We start from the raw sequence: 21,444 nt of genomic DNA on the forward strand, positions 1-21,444 counted from the left end.
TCACAGGGGAGCAAATCCCGAAGCGGCCTTTTCAGGGCGGATCGCCGGCGCGCAGCAGGTCGTCATAGCCCTCCCCGCCCGGCTCGGCCCCATCATGGGGACCGGCGGCAAAGCCCGGCATATCGCCATCGGGGGGACGTCCCAGGTTATCCCTTTCGCGCGGACCGGCCGGATCATCGACCAGCGTGGCGTTGGCCCGCCGCGCGCCGCGCCCATTCTCGCCGTGGCTGACCAGCACCCAGGCCTTGGGCTTGGTGATGCCCGGGCGTGGCCGAACGATCACCGCGCCGGCCGCGCCGCCGGTCCAGCCGCCGGGGCGGGCCAGGGCCGTGGTAACCCCATAGGTGAACAACCGCCCCCAGGCGTCGCGGCCGGCCGTGGGATCGAGGCCGAGACTTGCCGTCGGCACGCCGCCCAGGCTGACGACGGCGTCTGCGCAAGGCGCCTCGTCGCCCTGGGCGAGGGCGGCGGGGCAGGGCAGGCGGCCCTGAAGGGCGGCGAAGGTGACAAGGGCGCGCTCCAGCGCCGCCATCTTGGCGTGGGTCAGCTTGGCCTGACGCAGATCATCGGGGGACCCCGGCGCCAGACGGGCCAGCACGATAACGCCGGCCAGGGTGACCATCAGCAGGGCGAGCGGCACAGTGGCGAAGCCGCCGCGACCGCCGCCCATGCCGGGCCTACAGCCGGGGCAGGCTATCGACCCAGGCGACCAGCCTGGGGGTGAGCAGGGCGGGCTCGCCGCTGATCTCGATCACCTTGCGGCGGTCGGTCTGGCCGTGAACCACGGCGAGGCTGCTTCTGGGCAGCTTCCATTGGCGGGAGAGCAGCTTGAGAAGGGCGGCATTGGCCTTGCCGTCCTCGGGTACGGCGGTGACCGAGGCCTTGACCACCAGCGACCCGTCGGCCTCGGCGACCACGCCGCTCACCCCGTCGCGCCCGGCCTTGGGGGTCAGACGCAGGGCGAGGCGCAGACCGCCGGCGCAGGGCGTCAGCGGTCCCTGGGCCAGGGCCTCGGACACGGGTCGGGTCCTAGAGCATACGGATGGCGAGGCCGGCGATGACGCTCTGAATGAAATAAAGAAGAAGGATCAGCACGATCGGCGACAGGTCGATGCCCCCCATATCGGGCAGGATGCGCCGGATCGGCCGCAGCACCGGTTCGGTCAGGCGATAGAGGAAATCCCCCACCGTATAGACGAAGCGGTTGCTGGTGTTGACCACATTGAAGGCGACCAACCAGCTTAGCACCGCCGAAGCGATGAGAAACCAGATGAAAATATCAATGGCGATGGAGATAACCTGAACCAGCGGAATGATAACGACGTCCATGGAGGTTCCCGGTTGTGGTCGTTGATGAAGCTTTCGACCTTAATGCCCGCAGGGGGCCGGCGCAAGCGCGTCAACCGCCCGGCCCGGCCCCCCGCCCGGCCCGTCTTCGCTGCAGCGGAAGCCTCGCGTCGCTTTGACCTTGACAGCCGCCGTCGTCGCCGCCAATATCCGCGCCCTGTTCCCATGGGGGGCCGTAGCTCAGTTGGGAGAGCGCAGCAATCGCACTGCTGAGGTCAGGGGTTCGATTCCCCTCGGCTCCACCACTTTTCCGGGACGCGCCATCAAGGCGCTGTGTTCCGATAATTAAAGAAAACCCGCCCCGGGATCCGGTGGCGGGTTTTCCGTTTTTATCCGACCGTCCACCCCCCTGGGGGAGCCGGGGGTGGGCCGCCGGGCGGTCTCTCGCCAGGGGGCGGAGGCGGCGCCGTGGCGAAAGAAATCCCTATCGGGCGGCAACGTTCTGCACCGGGGTCCATTCATCGACCCGCCCGCTGGTGAAGATCTTCACCAGCTTGTCGTCGCGCTGGAACATCGTGCCGCATTTGGTGCCTTCGTCGCCGGTCCCGCAAAGCTGCTCGTTATTGGCGATCGTCCATTTTTCCTGGAACTGACCGGTCATCCCGGTTGGATGCTTCCAATTGGCCTCGGTCTGCCCATTGGGGCGGAAGGTCATGGTGATCTCGGCGCCCCGGGGATGGGTGAAAGAGTAGCTTTTGCCCGACACCAGGGTCTTGAGCTGCTCGCCCCGGATCTGATGGAAGCCCTTTTCCTCGGCCTTGGCCTCCTGGGAATCCTGGATCGGCGTCGAGTCCGTCGCCGAGGGATCGCTGGCGGACGAGTCGGCCGATGCCGGCGAAACCGCCGCCGTCCGCGCCATCGCCCCCTGATCACCGCTGTCGTTGACCGACGCCAGACTCCGCCCGGCACCGGGCGTGGAGGTCTGGCACGCCGTCAGAGCCAAGGACAAAAACACCGCTGTGGGGACAAGGGAGCGAACCGTCTTCATCATCGTTTTCCTCCGGCGTTGCGACGCCTCTGAGATGTGGGACCGTCTGTTGCTATTTTAACGCCCCCCCGAGGAAAAAGATCCTAAATTTTATTTTTTCATTGACAGAACATGAAGTGCGTTTGCCGCAACATCAGGGCCGGAGCACCCGGTCGGGCCGCTCGGCAAGTCCGACCAGCCCCTGGGGACGCAGCACCAGGGCGGCGGCGAGCAGGGCGAAAACGGCGACATCGCGCCAGGCCATGTCGAAATAGGCGGCCCAATAGGTCTCCAGGCCGCCGATCACCACCGCTCCCAGGATGGCGCCCTGGATGCGGCCGATCCCGCCGACCACGGCGGCCGTCAGCGCCTTGAAGCCGAGCATGGCGCCCATGAAGGCATTGGCCAAACCAAAGCGCAGCAGCACCACCACGCCGGCCAGCCCGGCGAGGGTAGCCGCCAGGGCGAAGCAGATCGCCCACAGCCGGGTTTTCGACACCCCGCACAGGGTTGCCATCTGCGGATCCTCGGCCATCGCCCGCCAGCATCGGCCAAAGCGCCCGCGCCCCATCCCCCAAACCAGGGCGCCAAGCACAATGCCGGCGCCGCCAACCAGAACAAGTTGGAAATCGGTAACGGCGACGACAAACTCGCCGGCGCGGGCCAGCACATGGGTCCGCCCGGGAAGGGTGGGCAACAGCCGGTCGCCGGCGTCTTGCGACAAGCGGACATAGTCCTGAACAACGATGGCCAGGGCGAAGGAGGCGACGAGAAGGGCAAGCGGCGTGCGCCCGGCGGCGGGCTGAAGCACCAGACGGCGCAGGGCGTCGCCGTGAACGGCGCTGGCGAGCAGGGCGAAGACCACAGCGCCGCCCACCACCCCGGCGGTCCCCAGCCCGCCCAGCCCCGAGAAAAGCGCCACCCCGGCGAAACAGGCCATGGCGCCGATCATCGCCAGTTCACCAAACACCAGCAGGATCGTCCGGCCCAGGGCATAGATCAGGGTGTAACTGGCGGCCAGCAGGCCATAAAGCGCGATCACCGGCAGGGCGTTAAGGGTTTGCTGGAGGAAATAGGCGAGATCGATCGGGATCTCGGCCACCACCGCCAGGGCGCCGTCGGCCAGCCGCGCCGTGCGCTCGGCCCCGGCCTCGGGCCGATCAAGCCAGAAGCGTTTGAGCATATGCAGCCGGGCCGCCGATAAGGGCCCACGCCCCTCGTCGACCACGGCACGCAGCTCCAGGCGGTTGGCATCAAGGCCTTGGCCGGCGAACAGGCAGGTCAGCGCCCCCGTGGATTCCCCCGATCCCAGTTGATAGGTCAGGCGCAAACCGGCTCCGCCATCGGCGGTGGAAAAGCTGGCGCGGTCGAGGATCGCCACCGGCGCCTCGGCCGGCACCAGGGCGAGCAGGGCGCGCTCGCATAAACCGGCCTGAAAGCTGTCGATGGGGGCGCAGGCGCCGACCAGAGACACGACCAGCCACGACACCAAAACCGCCAAAGCCCGCATCCAGGCCATTGCTTCCCCCTCTGTCTCCCCTCTCCGGGCCCTTCGCCCCGCCCGGGCGGGTCACGGAATCATCGCCGGGCGGCCCGCTCTTCCGCCATAAGAACATTTAGGGTACATTGGCGGACCCCGCCCCGGAAAACCAGCGGATTTCCCCATGACCGGCCTCTGTCGCGACTGTCTATGCGAGGTGCTGACACCCAGCGGATGCTGTCCGGGCTGCGGATCGGCGCGGGTGGTTCGCCATCCCGGGCTCGCCCTTCTGGATATCGCCCATATCGACTGCGACGCCTTTTACGCCTCGGTGGAAAAGCGCGACAATCCCAGCCTGCGCGACCGACCGCTGATCGTTGGCCATCCCGGCGGCCGCGGCGTGGCGACGACGGCCTGTTACATCGCCCGGCGCTTTGGCGCGCGCTCGGCGATGCCGATGTTCAAATGCCTGGAGCTCTGCCCCGAGGCCGTGGTCATCCCCCCCGATATGGCGAAATACAAGGCCGTCAGCGCCCAGGTGCGGGCGATCATGCTCGAGGCGACGCATAGGCTGGAGCCGCTGTCGCTTGACGAGGCCTATCTGGATCTTTCCGAAGGCGAACACCGTTTCGCCCGGCCGCCGGCGGTCAGTTTGGCGACGATCGCCCGCCGGGTCGAGCGCGAGATCGGCATCACCGTGTCGATCGGGCTGTCCTCGAACCGTTTCCTGGCCAAGCTGGCCAGCGACATGAACAAGCCCCAGGGGTTCACCGTGATCGACGAGGCCGAGGCCCCGGCCCTGCTGGCGCCGATGCCGGTCAAACGCCTGCATGGGGTGGGAGCGGCGACCGAACGCCGGTTGGCCGAATTGGGCCTGCACACCATCGGCGATCTTCAGGGCCGGCCCGAGGCCGATTTGCTCGCCCGCTTTGGTAAGATCGGCCGGGCGCTGCACGCCCACGCCTGGGGGCGGGGCGGCCGGACGATCAGCCCCGATCGCGAAACCAAAAGCATCTCGGCCGAAACCACCTTCGAGCGCGATCTGTCGCGCCTGCCCGATCTCGCCCGCGCCCTGGGCCCGTTAAGCGAGCGCGTGGCCCGCGCCCTGACCCGCAACGCCCTGGCCGGGGCGACGGTGGTGCTGAAGCTCAAGACCCATGACTTCCGCATCCTGACCCGTCACGCCCGCTTGGGCGACCCGACCGCCCGGGCCGAGGTGATCGCCGGCGCCGCCCGGCGTTTGCTTGAACGCGAAACCGATGGCCGGCGCTTTCGCCTAATCGGGGTGGGCATGGCCGACCTGCGCCCGGGCAGCGAGGCCGATCCCCCCGATCTATTCGCCCGCTCCCCGCCGACGGCACGCGACGCACCGGCCGGCAAGGAGACGGGCGATGGCGGGTCGGAAAGCCCTCAGAGGACCGCTTCGACCGCCTCGACCTCGGGAATGTAGTGGCGCAGCATGTTTTCGATGCCGTGCTTGAGGGTGGCGGTGGAACTGGGGCAGCCCGAGCACGAGCCGCGCAGGTGCAGATAGACGACGCCATCCTGGAAGCGATCGAACACGATATCGCCGCCATCCTGGGCCACCGCCGGGCGCACCCGGGTTTCCAGCAGATCGCGGATCTGGCGGACGACCTCGTCGTCCTCGGCGCTTCCCGCGCTCTCGGCGGCGGTGCCGGCGATCAGCACCGGCTCGCCCGAGGTGAAATGCTCCATGATCGCGCCCAGGACCAGCGGCTTGATCACCTGCCAATCCTCGGCCTCGGCCTTGCTGACGGTGATGAAATCGGCGCCAAGGTAGATGCCGGTCACCCCGTCGATGGCAAACAGCCGACGGGCGAGCGGCGAGGGCCCGGCCGCGCCGACATCGGCGAAATCGCGCCCGCCACCGGGTAGAACCGCCTTGCCGGGCAGGAACTTGAGGCTGGCGGGATTGGGAGTGCGTTCGGTCTGAATAAACATCAGGGGCGCTTTCTAGAAAGACGACAAAGGAGGAAGGCCGGGGGAAAGGGACCGCGCCGGCGGGCCGCTCCCGCCTCCGAATTGGGCCGAAGCAGGCGGGCTGTCAAGCGAGGCGTTCAATATCCTCGGGGGTCAAACCGGCCGGCACGATGGTGACGGGCACGCGCAGCCGCGCCATCAGGCCACTGCCGCAGGCGGTGACCAGCGGCCCCGGCCCGTCCTTGCCCTTGCCCGCCGCCAGCACCAGGATCGACAACCCCGGCTCTTCGTCGATCAACGACAGCAGTTCGTCGACCGCCTTGCCCTCGCGCACATAGAGCATCGGCAGTTGGCCCGAACGGCGGTTGACCTCGGCGGCCATGCGCTGGAGCAGCTGTTCGGCCCGTTCGCGGGCCTCGTGCTCCATGATGGAATCGATAAAGGCGAAGTGCTGGAACTCGGCGGGTTCGATGACGCGGAGCAGGGCGACCCGGCCGCCGGTGACGCGCGCCCGCAGGCAGGCATAGGCCAGGGCGGCGTTCATTTCCTCGCTGTCATCGACCACCACCAGAAAGGTCCGGCCATGGGGATGGGTCTCATCGACGCCATCATGAACCCCCTCGGCGACGGAGGGGGGGGAGGCAAGGGGGGCGGAGTCGTCGGGCAGATCATCAGCATCCATAGGGTGGTTCCGATCAAAGCTCTGGGGGCGGGCCGATCAGGCCTTGCGAAAGGCGACGCCAGCCAGCCAGCCGGCGGCGATGGCGACGATCACCGCCGCCACACCATAGGCCAGCGCCCGATGCTTGGCGAAATCGAAGATCTCGGCGCCGATGCCGATCTTGCTGATGACCAGCGGCGTGATTTCGGCGCTGACCACCTCGCCATCACGAAACAGATAGACTTCAACGATATAGCTGCCAACCGGGACATTGGCCGGGAAATATAGATTGGCCCGGAACAACCGGTTGTCGAGAAGGGCGATGCGATCGTCGCCCGGAGCGGCCGAGTCCTCGCCCATGCCGCCATACAGCCCCTGCTGGCGCTTCAGCCGCAAAAAGGCGTCGCGGAACACCGCCCGCGTCGGCGCGTCATAGAAATCGGCGTCGCGCACCGGCAAGGCCAGATAGGCGGTGCCGATCTGATGGCGCGACAACACCGCCGGGGTGGTGAAGCTTTCCAAGGGCCGGTTCGAGGCCACCCGATAAAAGGTCGGCACCTCGTCGAAGACGACGCTTTCCTGATTGGCCCAGATGATGCCCAGCTTATCCTTGCGGCGGACCACATGGCTATCGCGCGGGCCGCGCACCACCATCACCACGTCGCCCGGGCCATCGGTGGCGCCGAACAGCAAAACATCGGTGCCCGAAAAGGCGGTGGTGATCGCCACCAGATGCTTGGACAAATCGGCGACCAGCGGCTGCACCTGGGCCTGGGCGGCAAGCCCCCCCAGCAGAAAAGTCGCCAGGGCGCAGACCCCGGCGGCGCGGCGGGCAAGGCGGCGACGGCCGGGAGAGGGCACGGGAAACAAGGCCAGCACGGGGTTAGGCATCGAACCTTCCAGGCCGGGAGACGGGCGACCCTGACGGCGGCCCCGATCACCCCCAGTGAACAGGGCCGCGCGCCAAATCGCAAGCCCGCGATTGCCGGGTCCCCACCGCGAGCCGCGATCGCCCGATCGCCACCGCGAGGCGGGATCAGCCACCCAGGGCGGCGATCACCGCGTCGATGTCGGCCTGGGCGCGCGCCAGCAAGAAGCCCTGGCTGGCCAAATGGTTGGGCACGATCAGGGCATCGGCCGCGCCGTTGGTCACCACCCAGGGCCGCAGGGTCGCCACCCTGTTCAGGGTCTCGACCATGCGACTCCAGGCCACCGGGACGGCGCCGGCCTCCAGGGTGGCGGCGCCGTCCCGGCCGAGGGCGGCAAGGCTCATCGCCCAGGCATAGGCTTGGCCCTTGGCGGTCATATAGACGTCGTCATTGGCGCGGTTGAAGGCGCCGGCGCTGGCGATCTGGCGATCGATACCCAGAAGGGTGGCGGCGACCTCCGCCCTGATCTGGACCAGGAAGGCGGCCAGGGCCGGGGCGCTCGGATCAAAAACCGCCTCGCCGGCGCTCGCCCGCCGGTCATAGGAAAGAAGGGCCTTGCGCGCCTCCAGATAGACCTCTTCGCTCGGCGGTTGGGTGGTCGGGGTGGTTTCGAAAAAGGCCCGCCAGCGATCGCCGGGATAGGCCAGACCGCCGACCGCCGCGGTGAGATCGCCATCATTCCCGGCCAGGGCGCCACCGAAGGCGCCGACCACCCCGTGCAGACCGCTGATCACCCCTTGCTGGAAATTGGCCATGTCATCAAGGGCGGAGGTGGCGAAGAACCACGGGCTGTCGGCAACCCAGGGCGTGCGCGCCACCTCGCGGTCGATCAGCCCGGCCGCCATCGCCACCGTTTGCGACGCCTCGGTCGGGGCGGGTTGATAAGCCAAGTCATCGTTGATGCGGTGGGTGATCGCCATGCCCACCGGGTAGTAAAGGGCGGCGGCGACAGCGAACACGACGACGATCTTGAGAAGAAGGCCGCCGGTAACCAGCCGATCGACACCGACGATCAGGCGGTCGAAGAAAATCCCCGTGGTCGATGAGGTCGTGGATGACATGACGCGCAAGCCCCCGCTGGAAGCGATGAAGTCTGGCGAAGCAACGTCGGCCAGACTTCATCGGTTCCGGAGAGCGGGGGGCGTTGGCGCAAGGCCTCAGGGGCGCAGGAAGCCGACGGTGTCATAAACCTCGGCCAGGATCGGCTCGGCGATCGCCCCGGCGCGTTCGGCGCCGTCGCGCAGCACGGCGTCAACCGAAGCCGGATCGGCAAGCAGCCGGGCCATTTCCGTGTTGATCGGCTGCAAAACCGAAACCGCCAGATCGGTCAGATCCTGCTTGAAGGTGCTGAACGGCTGACCGCCGACCTTGGCCAAAACATCGGCCTTCGACAGATCCGACAGCGCGGCATAGATGCCGACCAGATTGGCGGCCTCGGGCCGGCCGCTCAGGCCCTCGACGCTTTCGGGCAGCGGCTCGGGATCGGTCTTGGCCTTGCGCAGCTTCTGGGCGATGGCATCGGCGTCGTCGGTCATATTGATGCGCGAATAATCCGACTCGTCGGACTTGCTCATCTTCTTGGTGCCGTCGCGCAGGGACATCACCCGCGTCGCCTCGCCCAGGGTCAGCGGCTCGGGCAGCGGGAACAGCTCGACGCCGAAGTCGTTGTTGAACTTCTGGGCGATGTCGCGGGTCAACTCCAGATGCTGCTTCTGATCCTCGCCGACCGGCACATGGGTGGCCTTATAGAGCAAGATATCGGCGGCCATCAGGTCGGGATAGGCGAACAGCCCGACCGAGGCGTTCTCCTTGTGCTTGCCCGCCTTGTCCTTGAACTGGGTCATCCGGCTCAGCCAGCCCATGCGCGCCACGCAATTGAACACCCAGGCGAGCTGGGCATGGGCGGGTACGGTCGACTGGTTGAACACGATGTTGCGCTTGGGATCGATGCCGGCCGCTAAAAGCCCGGCGGTGACCTCGCGGGTGTGGCGGCGCAGGGTTTCGGGGTCCTGCCAAACGGTGATCGCATGCTGATCGGCCATGCAGAACAGGCAGTCGTATTCGGTCTGGAGCTTCACCCAATTACGGATGGCCCCCAGATAGTTGCCCAGATGCAGATTACCGGTGGGCTGAACGCCCGAGAAGATACGAGCCATGCGACGGCGCCTCGAGTCCTGGGAAAGGGATCGGCGCGGCGTAGACGATTCCCCCCCATCGGTCAAGCCTCTGGAATTCTGCAGGCCTTACGGGTAAGTTTCGGCCCATGCGCACCGGTCCCCTTTTCGATCCCAGTTTCCGCGACGGCCTCGACGCCCTGTTCCAGTGGCGGCGCGACGTCAGGCATTTCCGCAAGGACCCGATCGACGAGGAGACGGTGGCAAGGCTGCTCGCCTGCGCCGATCTGGCGCCCAGCGTCGGCAACAGCCAGCCCTGGCGCTTCGTGCGCGTCGACGATGGCGCCCGACGCGGGGTGATCATCGATGACTTCACCCGCTGCAACGCCGCCGCCCGCGCCCTGCAGCCCGAAGAGCGCCAGGACGCCTATGCCCGGCTCAAGCTCGAAGGCCTGCGCGAGGCGCCGTTGCAGCTTGCGGTGTTCTGCGACGAGGCGACCGACCAGGGCCACGGCCTGGGTCAGGCGACCATGCCCGAAACCCGGCGCTATTCGGTGGTGATGGCGATCCATACCCTGTGGCTGGCGGCGCGCGCCAGGGGCCTGGGGGTGGGCTGGGTGTCGGTGCTTGATCCCCAAACCGTCACCGCCGCCCTGGACGTGCCCGCCGAGTGGGCTTTCGTGGCCTATCTGTGCATCGGCTGGCCGCGCGAGGAACATCCGATCCCCGAACTCGAACGCCTGGGCTGGCAGTCCCGCCGCCCCCATCCGGTGGTGCGGCGTTAAGGCCCTTCAGAGGGCAAATCCCGAGGGTCTGGAATGGGTAATTTCCGGCCTACAGGCTGTTTCAGAGCGACGTATCGTTATCTTTTCTGGCGTGGCTGTCGCTGACATCCTGGCGCGCCCCCATCCTTTGGCCTCGACGTCACCGGTCACCATGACGGCCGCGCCATGCGGCATCCCCCCAATGCGTTATTGGCCGATTATGCCAATATGCGATGCTCTTTTCGGTGGTGATGTGAAAAGGGAGGGCGGAGATGCCGACGCGCACTGTCGTGCTCACCGAGCGCCATGAGAAGCTTATCGCCGAGTTGGTCGGCTCCGGCCGTTACCAGAACGCCAGCGAGGTTTTGCGCGACGGGCTGCGGCTGATCGAAGAGCGGGCCGCCCGGGAAGCCGCCAAGCTGAAGGCGTTGCGGGAGGCCGCGCAAATCGGACTTTCCGACTTGGACGAGGGGCGGTTCCGTGATGTCGCCGATGGCGATCTTGACGCTGTAATCGGCGACCTGGGGCGCCAAGCCGTGGCACGGGTGCGGCACCGACGAAACATCTAGCGCCGCCCCATCCCCCGGAAGTCGGCGATCCGCGCCGCGCGGAAGAGGAAAACGGCTAGGCCATAGGTGGTGGCGCCGGCGACGACGATGCCGGCCAGGGTCAGCGAGCGCAGCACCTGACCATCGGCCAAGGGTCCGTCAAACCGGGCCGCCAGCACCAGCAGCACCCCGACCATCGCCGCCGTCGCCAGCACCATGCGCGGCAGGCGCGAGATCATGCGCTGATCAAGATTGAGCTTGCCGCGCCGATGGAGGATGACGCCAAGCAGCAGGGCGTTCATCCAGCTTGAAAGCGCCGCGCCGATGGCGATGCCCAGATAGCCAAGCGTCCAGATCAGCGACAGATTGAGCACGATATTGGTCAGCATCGACGCCGCCGCCACCTTGACCGGGGTCGCCGTATCGTCGCGGGCGTAGAAGGCCGGCGAGAACACCTTGATCAGCACATAGGCCGGCAATCCGGCGGCGAAGGCGATCATCGCCTGGGACGTCGCATGGCTGTCGCTGGCGGTGAAGGCGCCGCGCTCGAACAAGACGGTGATGATCGGATGGGCGATGGCGATCAGGGCGGCGGCCGCCGGCAGGGTCAGCAGCAGCGAGAACTCCAGGGCGCGGTTCTGATTCCACCGCGCCGCCTCTTCATTGCCGGCCTTGATCTGGCGCGACAACAAGGGCAGCAGCACCGTTCCCACCGCCACGCCAACCACGCCCAACGGCAGTTGGGTCAGGCGGTCGGCGTAATAGAGGTAACTGAGCGCGCCATCGCTGACCATCGAGGCGAGAACGGTGCCGACCAGCAGATTGACCTGATAAAGCCCCGAACCGAACACCACCGGCAGCACCCGCCGGCCCAGCTGGCGGACCTTGGGCGACAGCCGGGGGCGGGTGAAATGGATCGGCATCCCCGCCCGCCGGCAATGAACATAAAGCCACAGGAACTGCAGCACGCCGGCCAGCGACACGCTCCAGGCCAGAACGTGGCCCGGGGTCTCGCCAAGATCGGCGAAGCCGAGCAGGGCGACGATCTGGGTGAGATTGAGCAGGATCGGCGCGGCGGCGGCGACGGCGAAGCGCCCCATGGAATTCAGCACGCCGGCCTGCAGCGCCGTCAGCGAAATGAAGAAAAGATAGGGGAAGGCCAGCCGCGACAGCTCGGTGGTCAGCTCCATCTTGCCGGCGATGTCATCGAAGCCGGGCGCTAGCACATACATCGCCCAGGGCATCACCACCTCCATGCCCGCGACCAGCACCACCAGGATCAGCGCCAGCACCGTATAGGCCTGCTCGGCGAAGCGATGGGCGGCCTCGCGGCCCTCGGTTTCCGAGACTCCGGCGAAGATCGGCACGAAGGCGGCGGTGAAGGCCCCTTCGGCGAACATCTGGCGGAACAGATTGGGGAAGCGGAAGGCGACGAAAAAGGCGTCCGACAGCGTTCCCGCCCCCAGATAGCGGGCGATCAGGATGTCGCGGACGAAGCCGGTGATACGCGAGAGCAGCGTGTAACCGCCCACGGTGGAAATCGAGCGCAGCAGGGACATGGGGGCGGTTCGGCCTTGAAAGGAAACGGGGGCGGCGGCAGGCGAGCCTGCCCCGGGAACGGAGTGTTTGCAAGGCGCGAGACGGGCGAAGGCCTCAGGCGGCGACGATCTCCCCGGCGTCGGCCTTTTCGGCCCCCTGCTCGGCCCCCTCTTCGACTTTGCGCGGCACGGTCTGGGTGATCGCCGCCTCCAAAGCCTCGCGGATCTGGGCCAGCTTGGCGCGGTGGACGATCTTCATGCCGAACACATCCTTGACATAGAAGCTGTCGACCACGCGCTCGCCATAGGTCGAGACCCGGGCCGAGGAGATCTGCACCGCCACATCGGTCAGCGCCCGGGTGACCGCGTAGAGGAATCCGGGGCGGTCGCGGCCGTTGATCTCGATCACCGTATGGGTCTTGGAGGCCTGATTGTCGACGATGACGCGCGGCGGCACGGTCAGGTGGCGGGTGCGTTCGGGCAGGCGCGGCGGCTGGCGGCGCAGGGCCTTTTCCAAGGGCAGATCGCCCGTCAGTACATCGCGCACGGTTTTGGCCAGCCGGGCGATGCGCTCTTCCTTTTCGATGGCGTGCCCTTCAAGGGTTTGGACGGTGAAGATATCAAGCGCCCCGCCATCGGACATGGTGGTGATCTTGGCATCTAGAATATTGACCCCGGCCAGGGCCATCGCCCCGGCGATCTTGGAAAACAGCCCCGGATGGTCGTCGGTGGCGACCAGCACCTCGGAAACCGCGCGCTCGGGATCGGGCAGCACCTCGACGGCCACGGTCAAGCCGGCGTCGCGGGCGCGGCGCAGCATGCGGGCGTGACGCAGATGGGTGGCGCTGTCGAAGGTCAGCCAATAGGCCGGATAATGCAGATCAAGGTAGCGCTCGCGCGAGGCCTGCGGCCAATCGGCCAGCGCCGCGGCCAGCTCCTCGCGCTTATGGGCGACGCGCTTGTCGCGGGCCTCGGCCTGGAAGCCGCTGGTCAGCACGTCCTTGGAGTGGGTGTACAACTCGCGCAGCAGCGAGGATTTCCAGTTGTTCCAGACCGCCGGACCAACGGCCAGGATATCGACCGTGGTCAGGGCGAGCAGCAGATGCAGGCGTTCGACCGATTGCACCAAGCCGGTGAAATCAAGGATGGTCTTGATGTCGTCAAGGTCGCGCTTGAAGGCGGTGCGCGACATATCAAGGTGATGGCGCACCAGCCAAGCGACGGTTTCGGTTTCCTCTTCGCTCATCCCCAGGCGCGGACCCAGGCGCATCGCCACCTCGGCGCCCAAAATCGAGTGATCGCCGCCCCGGCCCTTGGCGATATCGTGGAGCAGCACCGCCAGATACAGCGCCCGGCGCGACTGCACCTTGTGAACGGCATCGGCGGCGGCGGGCATGCGGTCGCGCAGCGCCCCGGTCTCCAGGCGATGGAGCAGGCCGATGGCGCGGATGGTATGCTCGTCGGTGGTATAGACATGGTACATGTCGAACTGCATCTGGGCGGTGACCCGCCCGAAATCGGGAATGAAGCGGGCGAGCACCCCCGATTCCGACAGCTGGCGCAGCGCCAGTTCCGGGTCCTTGCGCGAGGTCAGGATCTCCATGAACAGGGCATTGGCCTTCGCGTCGTTGCGCAGCAGCGTCACGGTGGGCAGATGCTCGGTGACCAGACGCAGGGTATCGGGGTGGATATCCAGGCCGTGGTCATGGGCGACCTTGAACAGGCTGATCAATTGCAAGGGATGCTCGCGAAAGGCGCCGCGCCCGGCCACCGCCAGCCGCCCGCCATCAAGCACGAAATCCCCCAGATTGCGCTTGCGCATCAGCAAGGTGGCGATCGACAGGATCGGCCGGCGCTTTTGCTGGTCTTCGAGCACGGCGCAGAAGATGCGGGTCAAATCGCCCACGGTCTTGGCCATCAGGAAATAATGCTTCATGAAGCGTTCGACGCCGCGGCCGCTGTTGCGGTCGGTATAGCCCATGCGCGCAGCGATCGCCGGCTGGACATCGAAGGTCAGACGCTCTTCCGGGCGGTCGGCCAGATAGTGCAGATGGCAGCGCACCGTCCACAAGAAGGCCCGGGCCCGGCCGAATTTGGTCGCAGCGTCGGCGCTGAGCACGCCCAGTTCCACCAGTTCGCGCATGTCGGAGACGCCGTAGATATAGCGGGCGATCCACAGCAAGGTATGAAGATCGCGCAAGCCCCCCTTGCCGTCCTTGATGTTGGGTTCCAGCACATAACGGCTGTCGCCCATGCGCAGGTGGCGCTCGTCGCGCTCGGCCAGCTTGGCCTCGACGAAATCGGGGCCGGTGCCGGTGACGACGCCGGTCCAGAATTTGGTTTTAAGCTGGCCGTACAACGCCCGGTCGCCCCACAGATAGCGGGTTTCGAGCATGGCGGTGCGGATGGTCAGATCGCCGCGCGCCTGACGGATGCATTCCTCGATCGAGCGCGTGGCATGACCGACCTTCAGCCCCATGTCCCATAGGGTATAGAGCATGTATTCCACGACCTGTTCATGCAGCGGCGTCGCCTTGTAGGGCAGCAGGAACAGCAGATCGACATCGGACTGCGGCGACATCTCGCCGCGCCCATAGCCGCCGACGGCGAGCACGGTCATCTGCTCGCCGATAGTGCGGTTGGCCCGGGGATAGACATGGGTGGTGGTGAAATCAAACAGCAGCCGGATGATCTGGTCCATCAGATGGCTGTTTTCGGCGAAGACCGCCGCGCCCGTGCCCTTTTCCTCGAGGAAACGCCGTCGCACCTCGGCCCGCCCATCGCCCAGGGCGCCCTTGAGCACCGCCAGCAACCGGGCGCGGCGCTCGCGGTTATCGGTCACCGTCGCCGCCAGATCCTCGAGAACGACGGTCAGCGCCTTGCGGTCGATAACGGCCCGGGGCTGCCGGATGCGGGGTATGGTCATGGGCTGACGTTCCGAAACGGGGGCCTCGCCGGATCAACCGCCCGGCACCCCCCACATATAAAACCCCCGCCCCCAAGGTTCCACAGGGATCGGGCGGTTGGCTTGGTTTAGGGGCGGGTGCGGACGAAGGTTTTGGGGTGGGAAGCCGTCTTGCTCCCCACATCAGAAGGAACCATGATAGATCCCCTACGAACCGGAGACACCGCCATGCCCCCATCGCTTTCGGACGTCGGTCGTGTTCTTGGCTTCGGCGAAGGAGAAAGCCGAGCGCTGTCGCAGCTCCATCTGATCACCTTGATCGAAGAGGGCCTTTCCATATCGGCGCTCGACCGCGTCTCCCGCTCCGTGGCGCCCGAGGACGCGACTTTCAAATACCGTATCGTCTCGCGCGCCAGGCTGGCGCGTCGTCGCAAGCCGGGACAGGACCGGCTTCACGGCGATGAAAGCGACCGTCTGGTCCGGCTGGCTCGCGTGTGGACTTTCGCCACGGCGGTTTGGGGCGACGAGAAGGCCGCCCGCGACTTCTTCTTTCGTCCCCATCCGCTTCTTGATGGTCGCCCCCCCATCGACGTCGTTCTTGCCAGCGCCATGGGGGCCGAATTGGTCGGCGACATCCTTGGCCGGCTCGCCTATGGCACCGCCGCGTGAGCGGGCAGATCCTTGATCGCGTCTTGACCTGCTATCGGATCGGCGACCCGGCCGGTATGGTGGGAAGCCCGCCTGTTCTAAAACGGGCTTGCCCATCCCGTTTCCCTACTCCCGCTTCATCACCGCCTTCAGCCGGTAAAGGGCGTCAAGGGCCTCGCGCGGGGTCATTTCGTCGGGGTTGATCGCGTTGAGGGCCTCGGCCAGGGGGTGGGGGCCGGGCGGCGGGGTGGGAAGGCCGGCACGCGGGCGGGCGGCGGCGAACAACGGCAGGTCATCGGCCAGCCGCGTCGCCGCGCTCGACGCATCGCCCTTTTCCAAGATCGCCAGCACTTGTTCGGCCCGGGCGATCACCGCGGCGGGCAGCCCGGCCAGCTTGGCGACATGGATGCCATAGGAGCGGTCGGCCGCCCCGGGCCCGACCTCGTGCAGGAAGACCACCTGATCCTTCCACTCCTTGATGCGCAAGGTGTGGCACGACAGCCGGTCAAGGCGCGAGGCCAGCGCCGTCAGTTCGTGGTAATGGGTGGCAAACAGCGCCCGGCAGCGGGTGGCGTCGTGGAGCGACTCGACCGTGGCCCAGGCGATCGACAGCCCGTCATAGGTGGCGGTGCCGCGACCGATCTCGTCAAGGATCACCAGCGAGCGTTCGGTGGCCTGATTGAGGATGGCGGCGGTCTCCACCATTTCGACCATGAAGGTCGAGCGCCCGCGCGCCAGATCGTCGGCCGCCCCCACCCGCGAGAACAACCGGTCGATCACGCCGATCTCGGCCGATTCGGCGGGCACGAAAGATCCCATCTGCGCCAGCACGGCGATCAGGGCGTTCTGGCGCAGGAAGGTGGATTTACCGGCCATATTGGGGCCGGTCAGCAGCCACAGCCGCTGGTCGGGGGCGAGGTCGCAATCATTGGCGACGAAGGCCGGGCCGGCCTGATCGGCCAAAGCCGCCTCGACCACCGGATGGCGGCCCTTGTGGATGCGAAAGGCGGTGGAGTTATCGACCACCGGCCGGGCATAGCGCTCGCGCGCCGCCAGATCGGCCAGGGCGGCGGCGACATCCAGGCAGGCCAGCCCGTTGGCGGCGCGGGCGATGTCGGCGGCGCAGCCCAGAACCTCGGCGCACAACGTGGCGAACAGCGCCTGTTCCAGGGCCAGGGCCTTATCGGCGGCGCCGCGGATCTTGTCTTCCAGTTCGGACAATTCCACCGTGGTGAAGCGCACCTGCGAGGCCAGGGTCTGGCGGTGGAGGAAGGGGCCGCCGGCGGCCATCAGCTTGTCGGCGCGACCGGCGGCGACCTCGATGAAATAGCCCAGCACGTTGTTATGCTTGATCTTCAGCGCCGGGATGGCGGTTTCGCTGGCATAGCGCGCCTGCAGACCGGCGATCAGCCGCCGGCCCTCGTCGCGCAGCGCCCGCAGTTCATCAAGCCCGGCGTCATAGCCCGGGCGGATGAAACCGCCATCGCGCGCCAGCAGCGGCAGGTCGGCATCAAGGGCCCGGCCCAGCAGATCGACCAGCCCCTCGTGGCTGCCCAGATCGATCAAGGCGGCGGTCAGTTCGGTCGGCGGCTCGCCCAGGCCGGCGCCGACCACCAGCACGCGCAGCGCCGGAATGCGCGACAGCGCCTCGCCGATGGCGGCGAGATCGCGCGGACCGCCGCGCCCCAACGACAGCCGCGACAGGGCGCGCGCGATATCGGGACAACCGCGCAAGGTGTCGCGCAGATCGCCGCGCACCCGCTCGGCGCTGACCAGGAAGCCGACGCCATCAAGGCGGGCGCCGATCTGCGCGGGATCGGTCAGCGGCGCGGCCAAGCGCTCGGCCAGCAGCCGCGCCCCGGCCCCGGTCACCGTGCAATCGATGCGGGCGAGCAGACTGCCCTTGCGGCCGCCGCCCAGGGTTTCGGTCAGTTCCAGATTGCGCCGGGTCGCCCCGTCGATTTCAAGGATGGCGCCAAGCGACAGCCGGCGCGGCGGCGACAGCCGGGGCAGGCGGCCGACCTGGGTCAGTTCGACGTAATCGATCAAGGCGCCGATCGCCGCCACCTCGGCCCGGCCGAAGCCACCGAAGCCATCGAGCGCCTTGACCCCGAACAGGCCCTCCACCCGCTTGCGGGCGTTTTCGCTATCGAAGCGGCTGGCCGGCAGCGGGCTGATCCGCCCGGCCAAGGGCGCCAGGATCTCGCGCAGCGCCGGATCGCCCGCCAGCTTTTCGGGCATCAGCACCTCGCCCGGGGCGAGGCGGGCCAGGGCCGGTCCGATATCGGCCTCGGCCAGCGGCTGGGCCACCAGATCGCCGGTCGAGACATCGACCCAGGCCATGCCGACCGCGTCGCGCAAACGGACGACGGCGGCCAGATAATTATGGGCGCGGGCATCAAGCAGTTCGTCTTCGGTCAGGGTGCCGGCGGTCACCACGCGGATCACGTCGCGGCGCACCACCGCCTTATAGCCGCGCTGGCGCCGGGCCTCGGCGGGATCTTCCATCTGCTCGCAGATCGCCACCTTGATGCCGGCGCGGATCAGCCGCGACAGATAGCCCTCGTGGGAGTGGATGGGCACGCCGCACATGGGAATATCCGCCCCGGCGTGCCGGCCGCGCTTGGTCAGGGCGATATCCAGCGTCTCGGCGGCCTTGACCGCGTCCTCGAAAAACATCTCGTAGAAGTCGCCCATGCGATAGAATAGCAAGCAATCGGGGTGGGCGGCCTTGACGGCCAGATACTGGGCCATCATCGGCGTGACATCGCCCTCCGTTCCGCTCCGGTCATCAAGGACGGCGGGGGAGGGCGGCGGGGCGGCGGCGGAACCGGTGGAACGGGGAGCGGCGGGCGTCACAGGCGCATATCCTGACAGAGGACGGACGAAGGGGCTTCGATCAGCGAAAAATAACACGATCCGCCCCGGCGCGGTCCAGGGGGGCGGGGGGAAAACCGCAGGCCGGCCATCCGGGGTTCCGGCGCGTCATCGTGTTGAATCCAAATCAGACATTCCGCGTTAAATGACTGTCATTTAACATCGTTTAATCTAGGCAGCCGCAACCGGGTGGGGCAGTATGGCCCTTCTGGCGCATGGCATCGAGATCCGCCGAGGGGGAAATCACCCCCGGGTCGACGGTTGAAACGGCCTTCCTTTCGCCAGCCTCATTCCACCGGAGCCGGCCGGCCGCCCGGTACCAGGTTCCATATCATTGCCGCCATCAGGGCGCTCCGCAACGGACCGTCCGTCGATAACAATCGGGGAAACCGTCCACCATGGCCGACGAAACCAACCGCAATCTCGATCGTGAGGCCCTTCTGTTCCACATCACCGGCCGTCCGGGCAAGATCGAGATCGCCGCCACCAAGCCGCTGACCACCCAGCGCGATCTGTCGTTGGCCTATTCGCCGGGGGTGGCCGCGCCCTGCCTCGCCATCCAGCGCGATCCCACCACCGCTTATGATTATACCGCCAAGGGCAATATGGTCGCCGTCATCTCCAATGGCACCGCCGTGCTCGGGCTGGGCGATCTGGGCGCCCTGGCCAGCAAGCCGGTGATGGAGGGCAAGGCGGTTCTGTTCAAGAAGTTCGCCGATGTCGACGGCATTGATCTTGAAGTCGATACCCGCGACGTCGATGAATTCGTCAATTGCGTGCGCTACCTGGGGCCGACCTTCGGCGGCATCAACCTGGAAGACATCAAGGCCCCCGAATGCTTCATCATCGAGCAGCGCCTGCGCGCCCTGATGGACATCCCCGTCTTCCATGACGACCAGCATGGCACGGCGATCATCGCCGCCGCCGGGCTGATCAACGCCCTTGACCTGTCGGGCCGCGATATCGGCGACGCCAAGATGGTGGTCAATGGCGCCGGCGCCGCCGCCATCGCCTGCGTCGAGCTGGTCAAGGCGATGGGCATGCGCTCGGCCAATGTCACGCTGTGCGATTCCAAGGGCGTCGTCCATCGCGGGCGCAGCGATCTCAACCAGTGGAAATCCGCCCACGCCATCGATACCGAAGCCCGCAGCCTGCAAGACGCCATGCGCGGCGCCGACGTGTTCTTGGGCCTGTCGGTCAAGGGCGCGGTCACGGCCGAGATGGTGGCGACGATGGCGCCCCAGCCGATCATCTTCGCCATGGCCAACCCCGACCCGGAAATCACCCCCGAAGACGTGCTTTCGGTGCGCGACGACGCCATCATCGCCACCGGCCGGTCGGATTATCCCAACCAGATCAACAATGTTCTCGGCTTCCCCTATATCTTCCGCGGCGCGCTTGACGTGCGGGCCCGCACCATCAACGACGAGATGAAGATCGCCGCCGCCCGCGCCATCGCCGCCCTGGCCCGCGAGGACGTGCCCGACGAGGTGGCCGCCGCCTATTCGGGCCGGCGCCTGCGCTATGGCCGCGACTATATCATCCCCGTGCCCTTCGATCCCCGGCTGATCGCCGCCATCTCCCCGGCGGTGGCCGAGGCGGCGATGCGCTCGGGCGTCGCCCGCAAGCCGATCATCGACATCATCGGCTACCGGCGCGAGCTGTCGGCCCGCCTCGATCCGACGGCGGCCAGCCTGCAGGCGCTGTCGGCCCAGGTCATCAACAATCCCAAACGGGTGGCCTTCGCCGAGGGCGAAGAGGAAAAGATGATCCGCGCCGCCCTGTCTTACCGCAATGCCGGCTATGGCACGCCGATCCTGATCGGCCGGGCCGAGAAGATCGCCGCCACCATGGCCGCGATGGGGCTGGGCGGCCTGGAGGGCATGGAGATCCAGAACGCCAAGCTCTCGACCCAGACCAAGCCTTACACCGATTACCTGTACGGCCGCCTGCAGCGCCATGGCTACCTTTATCGCGATGTCCAGCGGCTGGTGAACAGCGACCGCAATGTCTTCGCCGCGTCGATGGTGATGCTTCAAGACGCCGACGCCATGGTGACGGGCACCATCCGCCACTTCCACAGCTGCCTGTCCGACATCACCAAGGTCATCGATCAGACCCCGGGCGAGTTGGTGTTCTCGGTCACCTTGCTGATCGCGCGCGGCCGCACCGTGTTCATCGCCGATACCAATGTCCACGAGGCGCCCTCGGCCCAGGAACTGGCCGATATCGCCATCCAAACCGCCGCCCTGGCCCGGCGCATGGGTCACGAGCCGCGCGTCGCCCTGCTGTCCTATTCGACCTTCGGCGCGCCGCTCGGCCGCACCCCCGACCGCCCGCGTCAGGCCGTCGCCCTGCTCGAGGACCGCAAGGTCGAATTCGAATTCGACGGCGAGATCGGCGTCCATGTCGCGCTCGATCCCGATCTGCTCAAGCTCTATCCCTTCTGCCGGCTGTCGGCGCCGGCCAATGTGCTGATCATGCCGGGGCTGCATTCGGCCAATATCAGTTCCAAGCTGATGCAGAAGATGGGCGGGGCGACCACCATCGGACCGGTGCTGATGGGGCTGTCGCGGCCTTGCCAGATCGTGCCGATGGACGCCACCGTATCGGACATCGTTCACATGGCCACCCTCGCCGCCGCCGAGGCCGGGCGTTAAGCGGCGGGCCCACCCCCGGGGGATACCCGCCCCGGGGGCGGGCCTTCCCAGACGAAAGGACACCG

18 protein-coding genes and 1 tRNA gene are annotated in these 21,444 nt (G+C 67.1%); 6 read left to right on the plus strand and 13 right to left on the minus strand.

Translation table 11 applies throughout. The features are described 5' to 3' along the window. Positions 1 to 31: 31 nt before the first annotated feature. Genes RRU_RS18210 through RRU_RS18220 form a run of 3 tightly spaced genes read right to left on the minus strand, consistent with a single transcriptional unit; the run spans position 32 to position 1,329 of the window. Positions 32 to 670, minus strand: coding sequence for a hypothetical protein (locus RRU_RS18210; RefSeq protein WP_011391272.1), 639 nt, complete (start codon positions 668 to 670; stop codon positions 32 to 34). A gap of 7 nt (positions 671 to 677) precedes the next feature. Further along, on the minus strand, positions 678 to 1,019 hold the full coding sequence (locus RRU_RS18215) for a DUF167 domain-containing protein (protein WP_011391273.1): 342 nt from the start codon (positions 1,017 to 1,019) through the stop codon (positions 678 to 680). Positions 1,020 to 1,029: 10 nt separating this feature from the next. Further along, positions 1,030 to 1,329 carry a YggT family protein gene (locus RRU_RS18220; RefSeq protein ID WP_011391274.1) on the minus strand — a complete coding sequence of 100 codons (300 nt, stop codon included), beginning with the start codon at positions 1,327 to 1,329 and terminating at the stop codon, positions 1,030 to 1,032. A 187-nt stretch (positions 1,330 to 1,516) separates the two neighbouring features. Here RRU_RS18220 and RRU_RS18225 point away from each other — a divergent pair. Continuing rightward, positions 1,517 to 1,592: transfer RNA gene (locus RRU_RS18225), tRNA-Ala, on the plus strand. Positions 1,593 to 1,771: 179 nt separating this feature from the next. Here the strand turns inward: RRU_RS18225 and RRU_RS18230 are convergent. Both RRU_RS18230 and RRU_RS18235 read right to left on the minus strand, forming a co-directional pair. After that, positions 1,772 to 2,338, minus strand: coding sequence for a hypothetical protein (locus RRU_RS18230; RefSeq protein ID WP_011391275.1), 567 nt, complete (start codon positions 2,336 to 2,338; stop codon positions 1,772 to 1,774). 130 nt (positions 2,339 to 2,468) lie between these two features. Then, a complete protein-coding gene (locus RRU_RS18235; protein WP_011391276.1) occupies positions 2,469 to 3,833 on the minus strand; it encodes a branched-chain amino acid ABC transporter permease in 1,365 nt (454 codons plus the stop codon). Between the two features lie 145 nt (positions 3,834 to 3,978). Between RRU_RS18235 and RRU_RS18240 the strand changes: the two genes are divergently transcribed. Then, positions 3,979 to 5,244, plus strand: a complete 1,266-nt coding sequence (locus RRU_RS18240) for a DNA polymerase IV (protein ID WP_011391277.1) — start codon at positions 3,979 to 3,981, stop codon at positions 5,242 to 5,244. Here RRU_RS18240 and RRU_RS18245 read toward each other — a convergent pair. The 5 genes from RRU_RS18245 to trpS all read right to left on the minus strand — a co-directional run bounded on the left by RRU_RS18245 (position 5,205) and on the right by trpS (position 9,481). After that, positions 5,205 to 5,756 (minus strand): NifU family protein, encoded by a 552-nt coding sequence (locus tag RRU_RS18245; protein ID WP_011391278.1) that lies wholly within the window; start codon positions 5,754 to 5,756, stop codon positions 5,205 to 5,207. The genes RRU_RS18240 and RRU_RS18245 overlap by 40 nt on opposite strands. Before the next feature lie 103 nt (positions 5,757 to 5,859). After that, on the minus strand, positions 5,860 to 6,417 hold the full coding sequence (locus RRU_RS18250; RefSeq protein WP_011391279.1) for a universal stress protein: 558 nt from the start codon (positions 6,415 to 6,417) through the stop codon (positions 5,860 to 5,862). A 36-nt stretch (positions 6,418 to 6,453) separates the two neighbouring features. After that, positions 6,454 to 7,287 carry a TIGR02186 family protein gene (locus RRU_RS18255; protein ID WP_042440275.1) on the minus strand — a complete coding sequence of 278 codons (834 nt, stop codon included), beginning with the start codon at positions 7,285 to 7,287 and terminating at the stop codon, positions 6,454 to 6,456. Positions 7,288 to 7,432: 145 nt separating this feature from the next. Then, on the minus strand, positions 7,433 to 8,386 hold the full coding sequence (locus RRU_RS18260) for a hypothetical protein (protein ID WP_011391281.1): 954 nt from the start codon (positions 8,384 to 8,386) through the stop codon (positions 7,433 to 7,435). Positions 8,387 to 8,482: 96 nt separating this feature from the next. Beyond that, positions 8,483 to 9,481: a tryptophan--tRNA ligase gene (trpS, locus tag RRU_RS18265; RefSeq protein WP_011391282.1), complete on the minus strand. Its 999-nt coding sequence runs from the start codon at positions 9,479 to 9,481 to the stop codon at positions 8,483 to 8,485. Positions 9,482 to 9,588: 107 nt separating this feature from the next. Between trpS and bluB the strand changes: the two genes are divergently transcribed. Continuing rightward, complete coding sequence (gene bluB, locus RRU_RS18270; RefSeq protein WP_011391283.1) at positions 9,589 to 10,224, plus strand: 5,6-dimethylbenzimidazole synthase; 636 nt, start codon at positions 9,589 to 9,591, stop codon at positions 10,222 to 10,224. Between the two features lie 251 nt (positions 10,225 to 10,475). Further along, the gene (locus RRU_RS18275) at positions 10,476 to 10,772 is read left to right on the plus strand and encodes a type II toxin-antitoxin system ParD family antitoxin (protein ID WP_011391284.1); all 297 of its coding nucleotides are present in this window, start codon (positions 10,476 to 10,478) and stop codon (positions 10,770 to 10,772) included. Here RRU_RS18275 and murJ read toward each other — a convergent pair. Together murJ and RRU_RS18285 are read right to left on the minus strand one after the other, a co-directional pair. Then, positions 10,769 to 12,310, minus strand: a complete 1,542-nt coding sequence (gene murJ / locus RRU_RS18280; RefSeq protein WP_011391285.1) for a murein biosynthesis integral membrane protein MurJ — start codon at positions 12,308 to 12,310, stop codon at positions 10,769 to 10,771. The genes RRU_RS18275 and murJ overlap by 4 nt on opposite strands. A gap of 94 nt (positions 12,311 to 12,404) precedes the next feature. Further along, a complete protein-coding gene (locus RRU_RS18285) occupies positions 12,405 to 15,215 on the minus strand; it encodes a [protein-PII] uridylyltransferase (protein ID WP_011391286.1) in 2,811 nt (936 codons plus the stop codon). A gap of 207 nt (positions 15,216 to 15,422) precedes the next feature. Between RRU_RS18285 and RRU_RS18290 the strand changes: the two genes are divergently transcribed. After that, a complete protein-coding gene (locus RRU_RS18290; RefSeq protein WP_011391287.1) occupies positions 15,423 to 15,863 on the plus strand; it encodes an antitoxin Xre/MbcA/ParS toxin-binding domain-containing protein in 441 nt (146 codons plus the stop codon). Between the two features lie 105 nt (positions 15,864 to 15,968). Here RRU_RS18290 and mutS read toward each other — a convergent pair whose 3' ends face one another. Further along, positions 15,969 to 18,758, minus strand: coding sequence for a DNA mismatch repair protein MutS (gene mutS / locus RRU_RS18295; protein ID WP_011391288.1), 2,790 nt, complete (start codon positions 18,756 to 18,758; stop codon positions 15,969 to 15,971). 359 nt (positions 18,759 to 19,117) lie between these two features. Here mutS and RRU_RS18300 point away from each other — a divergent pair, with 359 nt between their 5' ends. Beyond that, entirely contained in the window at positions 19,118 to 21,379 is a 2,262-nt protein-coding gene (locus RRU_RS18300; RefSeq protein ID WP_011391289.1) for an NADP-dependent malic enzyme, read from the plus strand. Positions 21,380 to 21,444: the final 65 nt, after the last annotated feature.

This window comes from Rhodospirillum rubrum ATCC 11170, from assembly GCF_000013085.1.
Classification (GTDB): Bacteria; Pseudomonadota; Alphaproteobacteria; order Rhodospirillales; family Rhodospirillaceae; genus Rhodospirillum; species Rhodospirillum rubrum.

Excerpts from the sequence above, each read along its gene's own strand:
- RRU_RS18210 (WP_011391272.1), bottom strand. The coding sequence starts at position 670 with ATGGGCGGCGGTCGCGGCGGCTTCGCCACTGTGCCGCTCGCCCTGCTG.
- RRU_RS18220 (WP_011391274.1), bottom strand. The coding sequence starts at position 1,329 with ATGGACGTCGTTATCATTCCGCTGGTTCAGGTTATCTCCATCGCCATT.
- RRU_RS18230 (WP_011391275.1), bottom strand. The coding sequence starts at position 2,338 with ATGATGAAGACGGTTCGCTCCCTTGTCCCCACAGCGGTGTTTTTGTCC.
- RRU_RS18235 (WP_011391276.1), bottom strand. The coding sequence starts at position 3,833 with ATGGCCTGGATGCGGGCTTTGGCGGTTTTGGTGTCGTGGCTGGTCGTG.
- RRU_RS18240 (WP_011391277.1), top strand. The coding sequence starts at position 3,979 with ATGACCGGCCTCTGTCGCGACTGTCTATGCGAGGTGCTGACACCCAGC.
- RRU_RS18245 (WP_011391278.1), bottom strand. The coding sequence starts at position 5,756 with ATGTTTATTCAGACCGAACGCACTCCCAATCCCGCCAGCCTCAAGTTC.
- RRU_RS18250 (WP_011391279.1), bottom strand. The coding sequence starts at position 6,417 with ATGGATGCTGATGATCTGCCCGACGACTCCGCCCCCCTTGCCTCCCCC.
- RRU_RS18255 (WP_042440275.1), bottom strand. The coding sequence starts at position 7,287 with ATGCCTAACCCCGTGCTGGCCTTGTTTCCCGTGCCCTCTCCCGGCCGT.
- RRU_RS18260 (WP_011391281.1), bottom strand. The coding sequence starts at position 8,386 with ATGTCATCCACGACCTCATCGACCACGGGGATTTTCTTCGACCGCCTG.
- trpS (WP_011391282.1), bottom strand. The coding sequence starts at position 9,481 with ATGGCTCGTATCTTCTCGGGCGTTCAGCCCACCGGTAATCTGCATCTG.
- bluB (WP_011391283.1), top strand. The coding sequence starts at position 9,589 with ATGCGCACCGGTCCCCTTTTCGATCCCAGTTTCCGCGACGGCCTCGAC.
- RRU_RS18275 (WP_011391284.1), top strand. The coding sequence starts at position 10,476 with ATGCCGACGCGCACTGTCGTGCTCACCGAGCGCCATGAGAAGCTTATC.
- murJ (WP_011391285.1), bottom strand. The coding sequence starts at position 12,310 with ATGTCCCTGCTGCGCTCGATTTCCACCGTGGGCGGTTACACGCTGCTC.
- RRU_RS18285 (WP_011391286.1), bottom strand. The coding sequence starts at position 15,215 with ATGACCATACCCCGCATCCGGCAGCCCCGGGCCGTTATCGACCGCAAG.
- RRU_RS18290 (WP_011391287.1), top strand. The coding sequence starts at position 15,423 with ATGCCCCCATCGCTTTCGGACGTCGGTCGTGTTCTTGGCTTCGGCGAA.
- RRU_RS18300 (WP_011391289.1), top strand. The coding sequence starts at position 19,118 with ATGGCCGACGAAACCAACCGCAATCTCGATCGTGAGGCCCTTCTGTTC.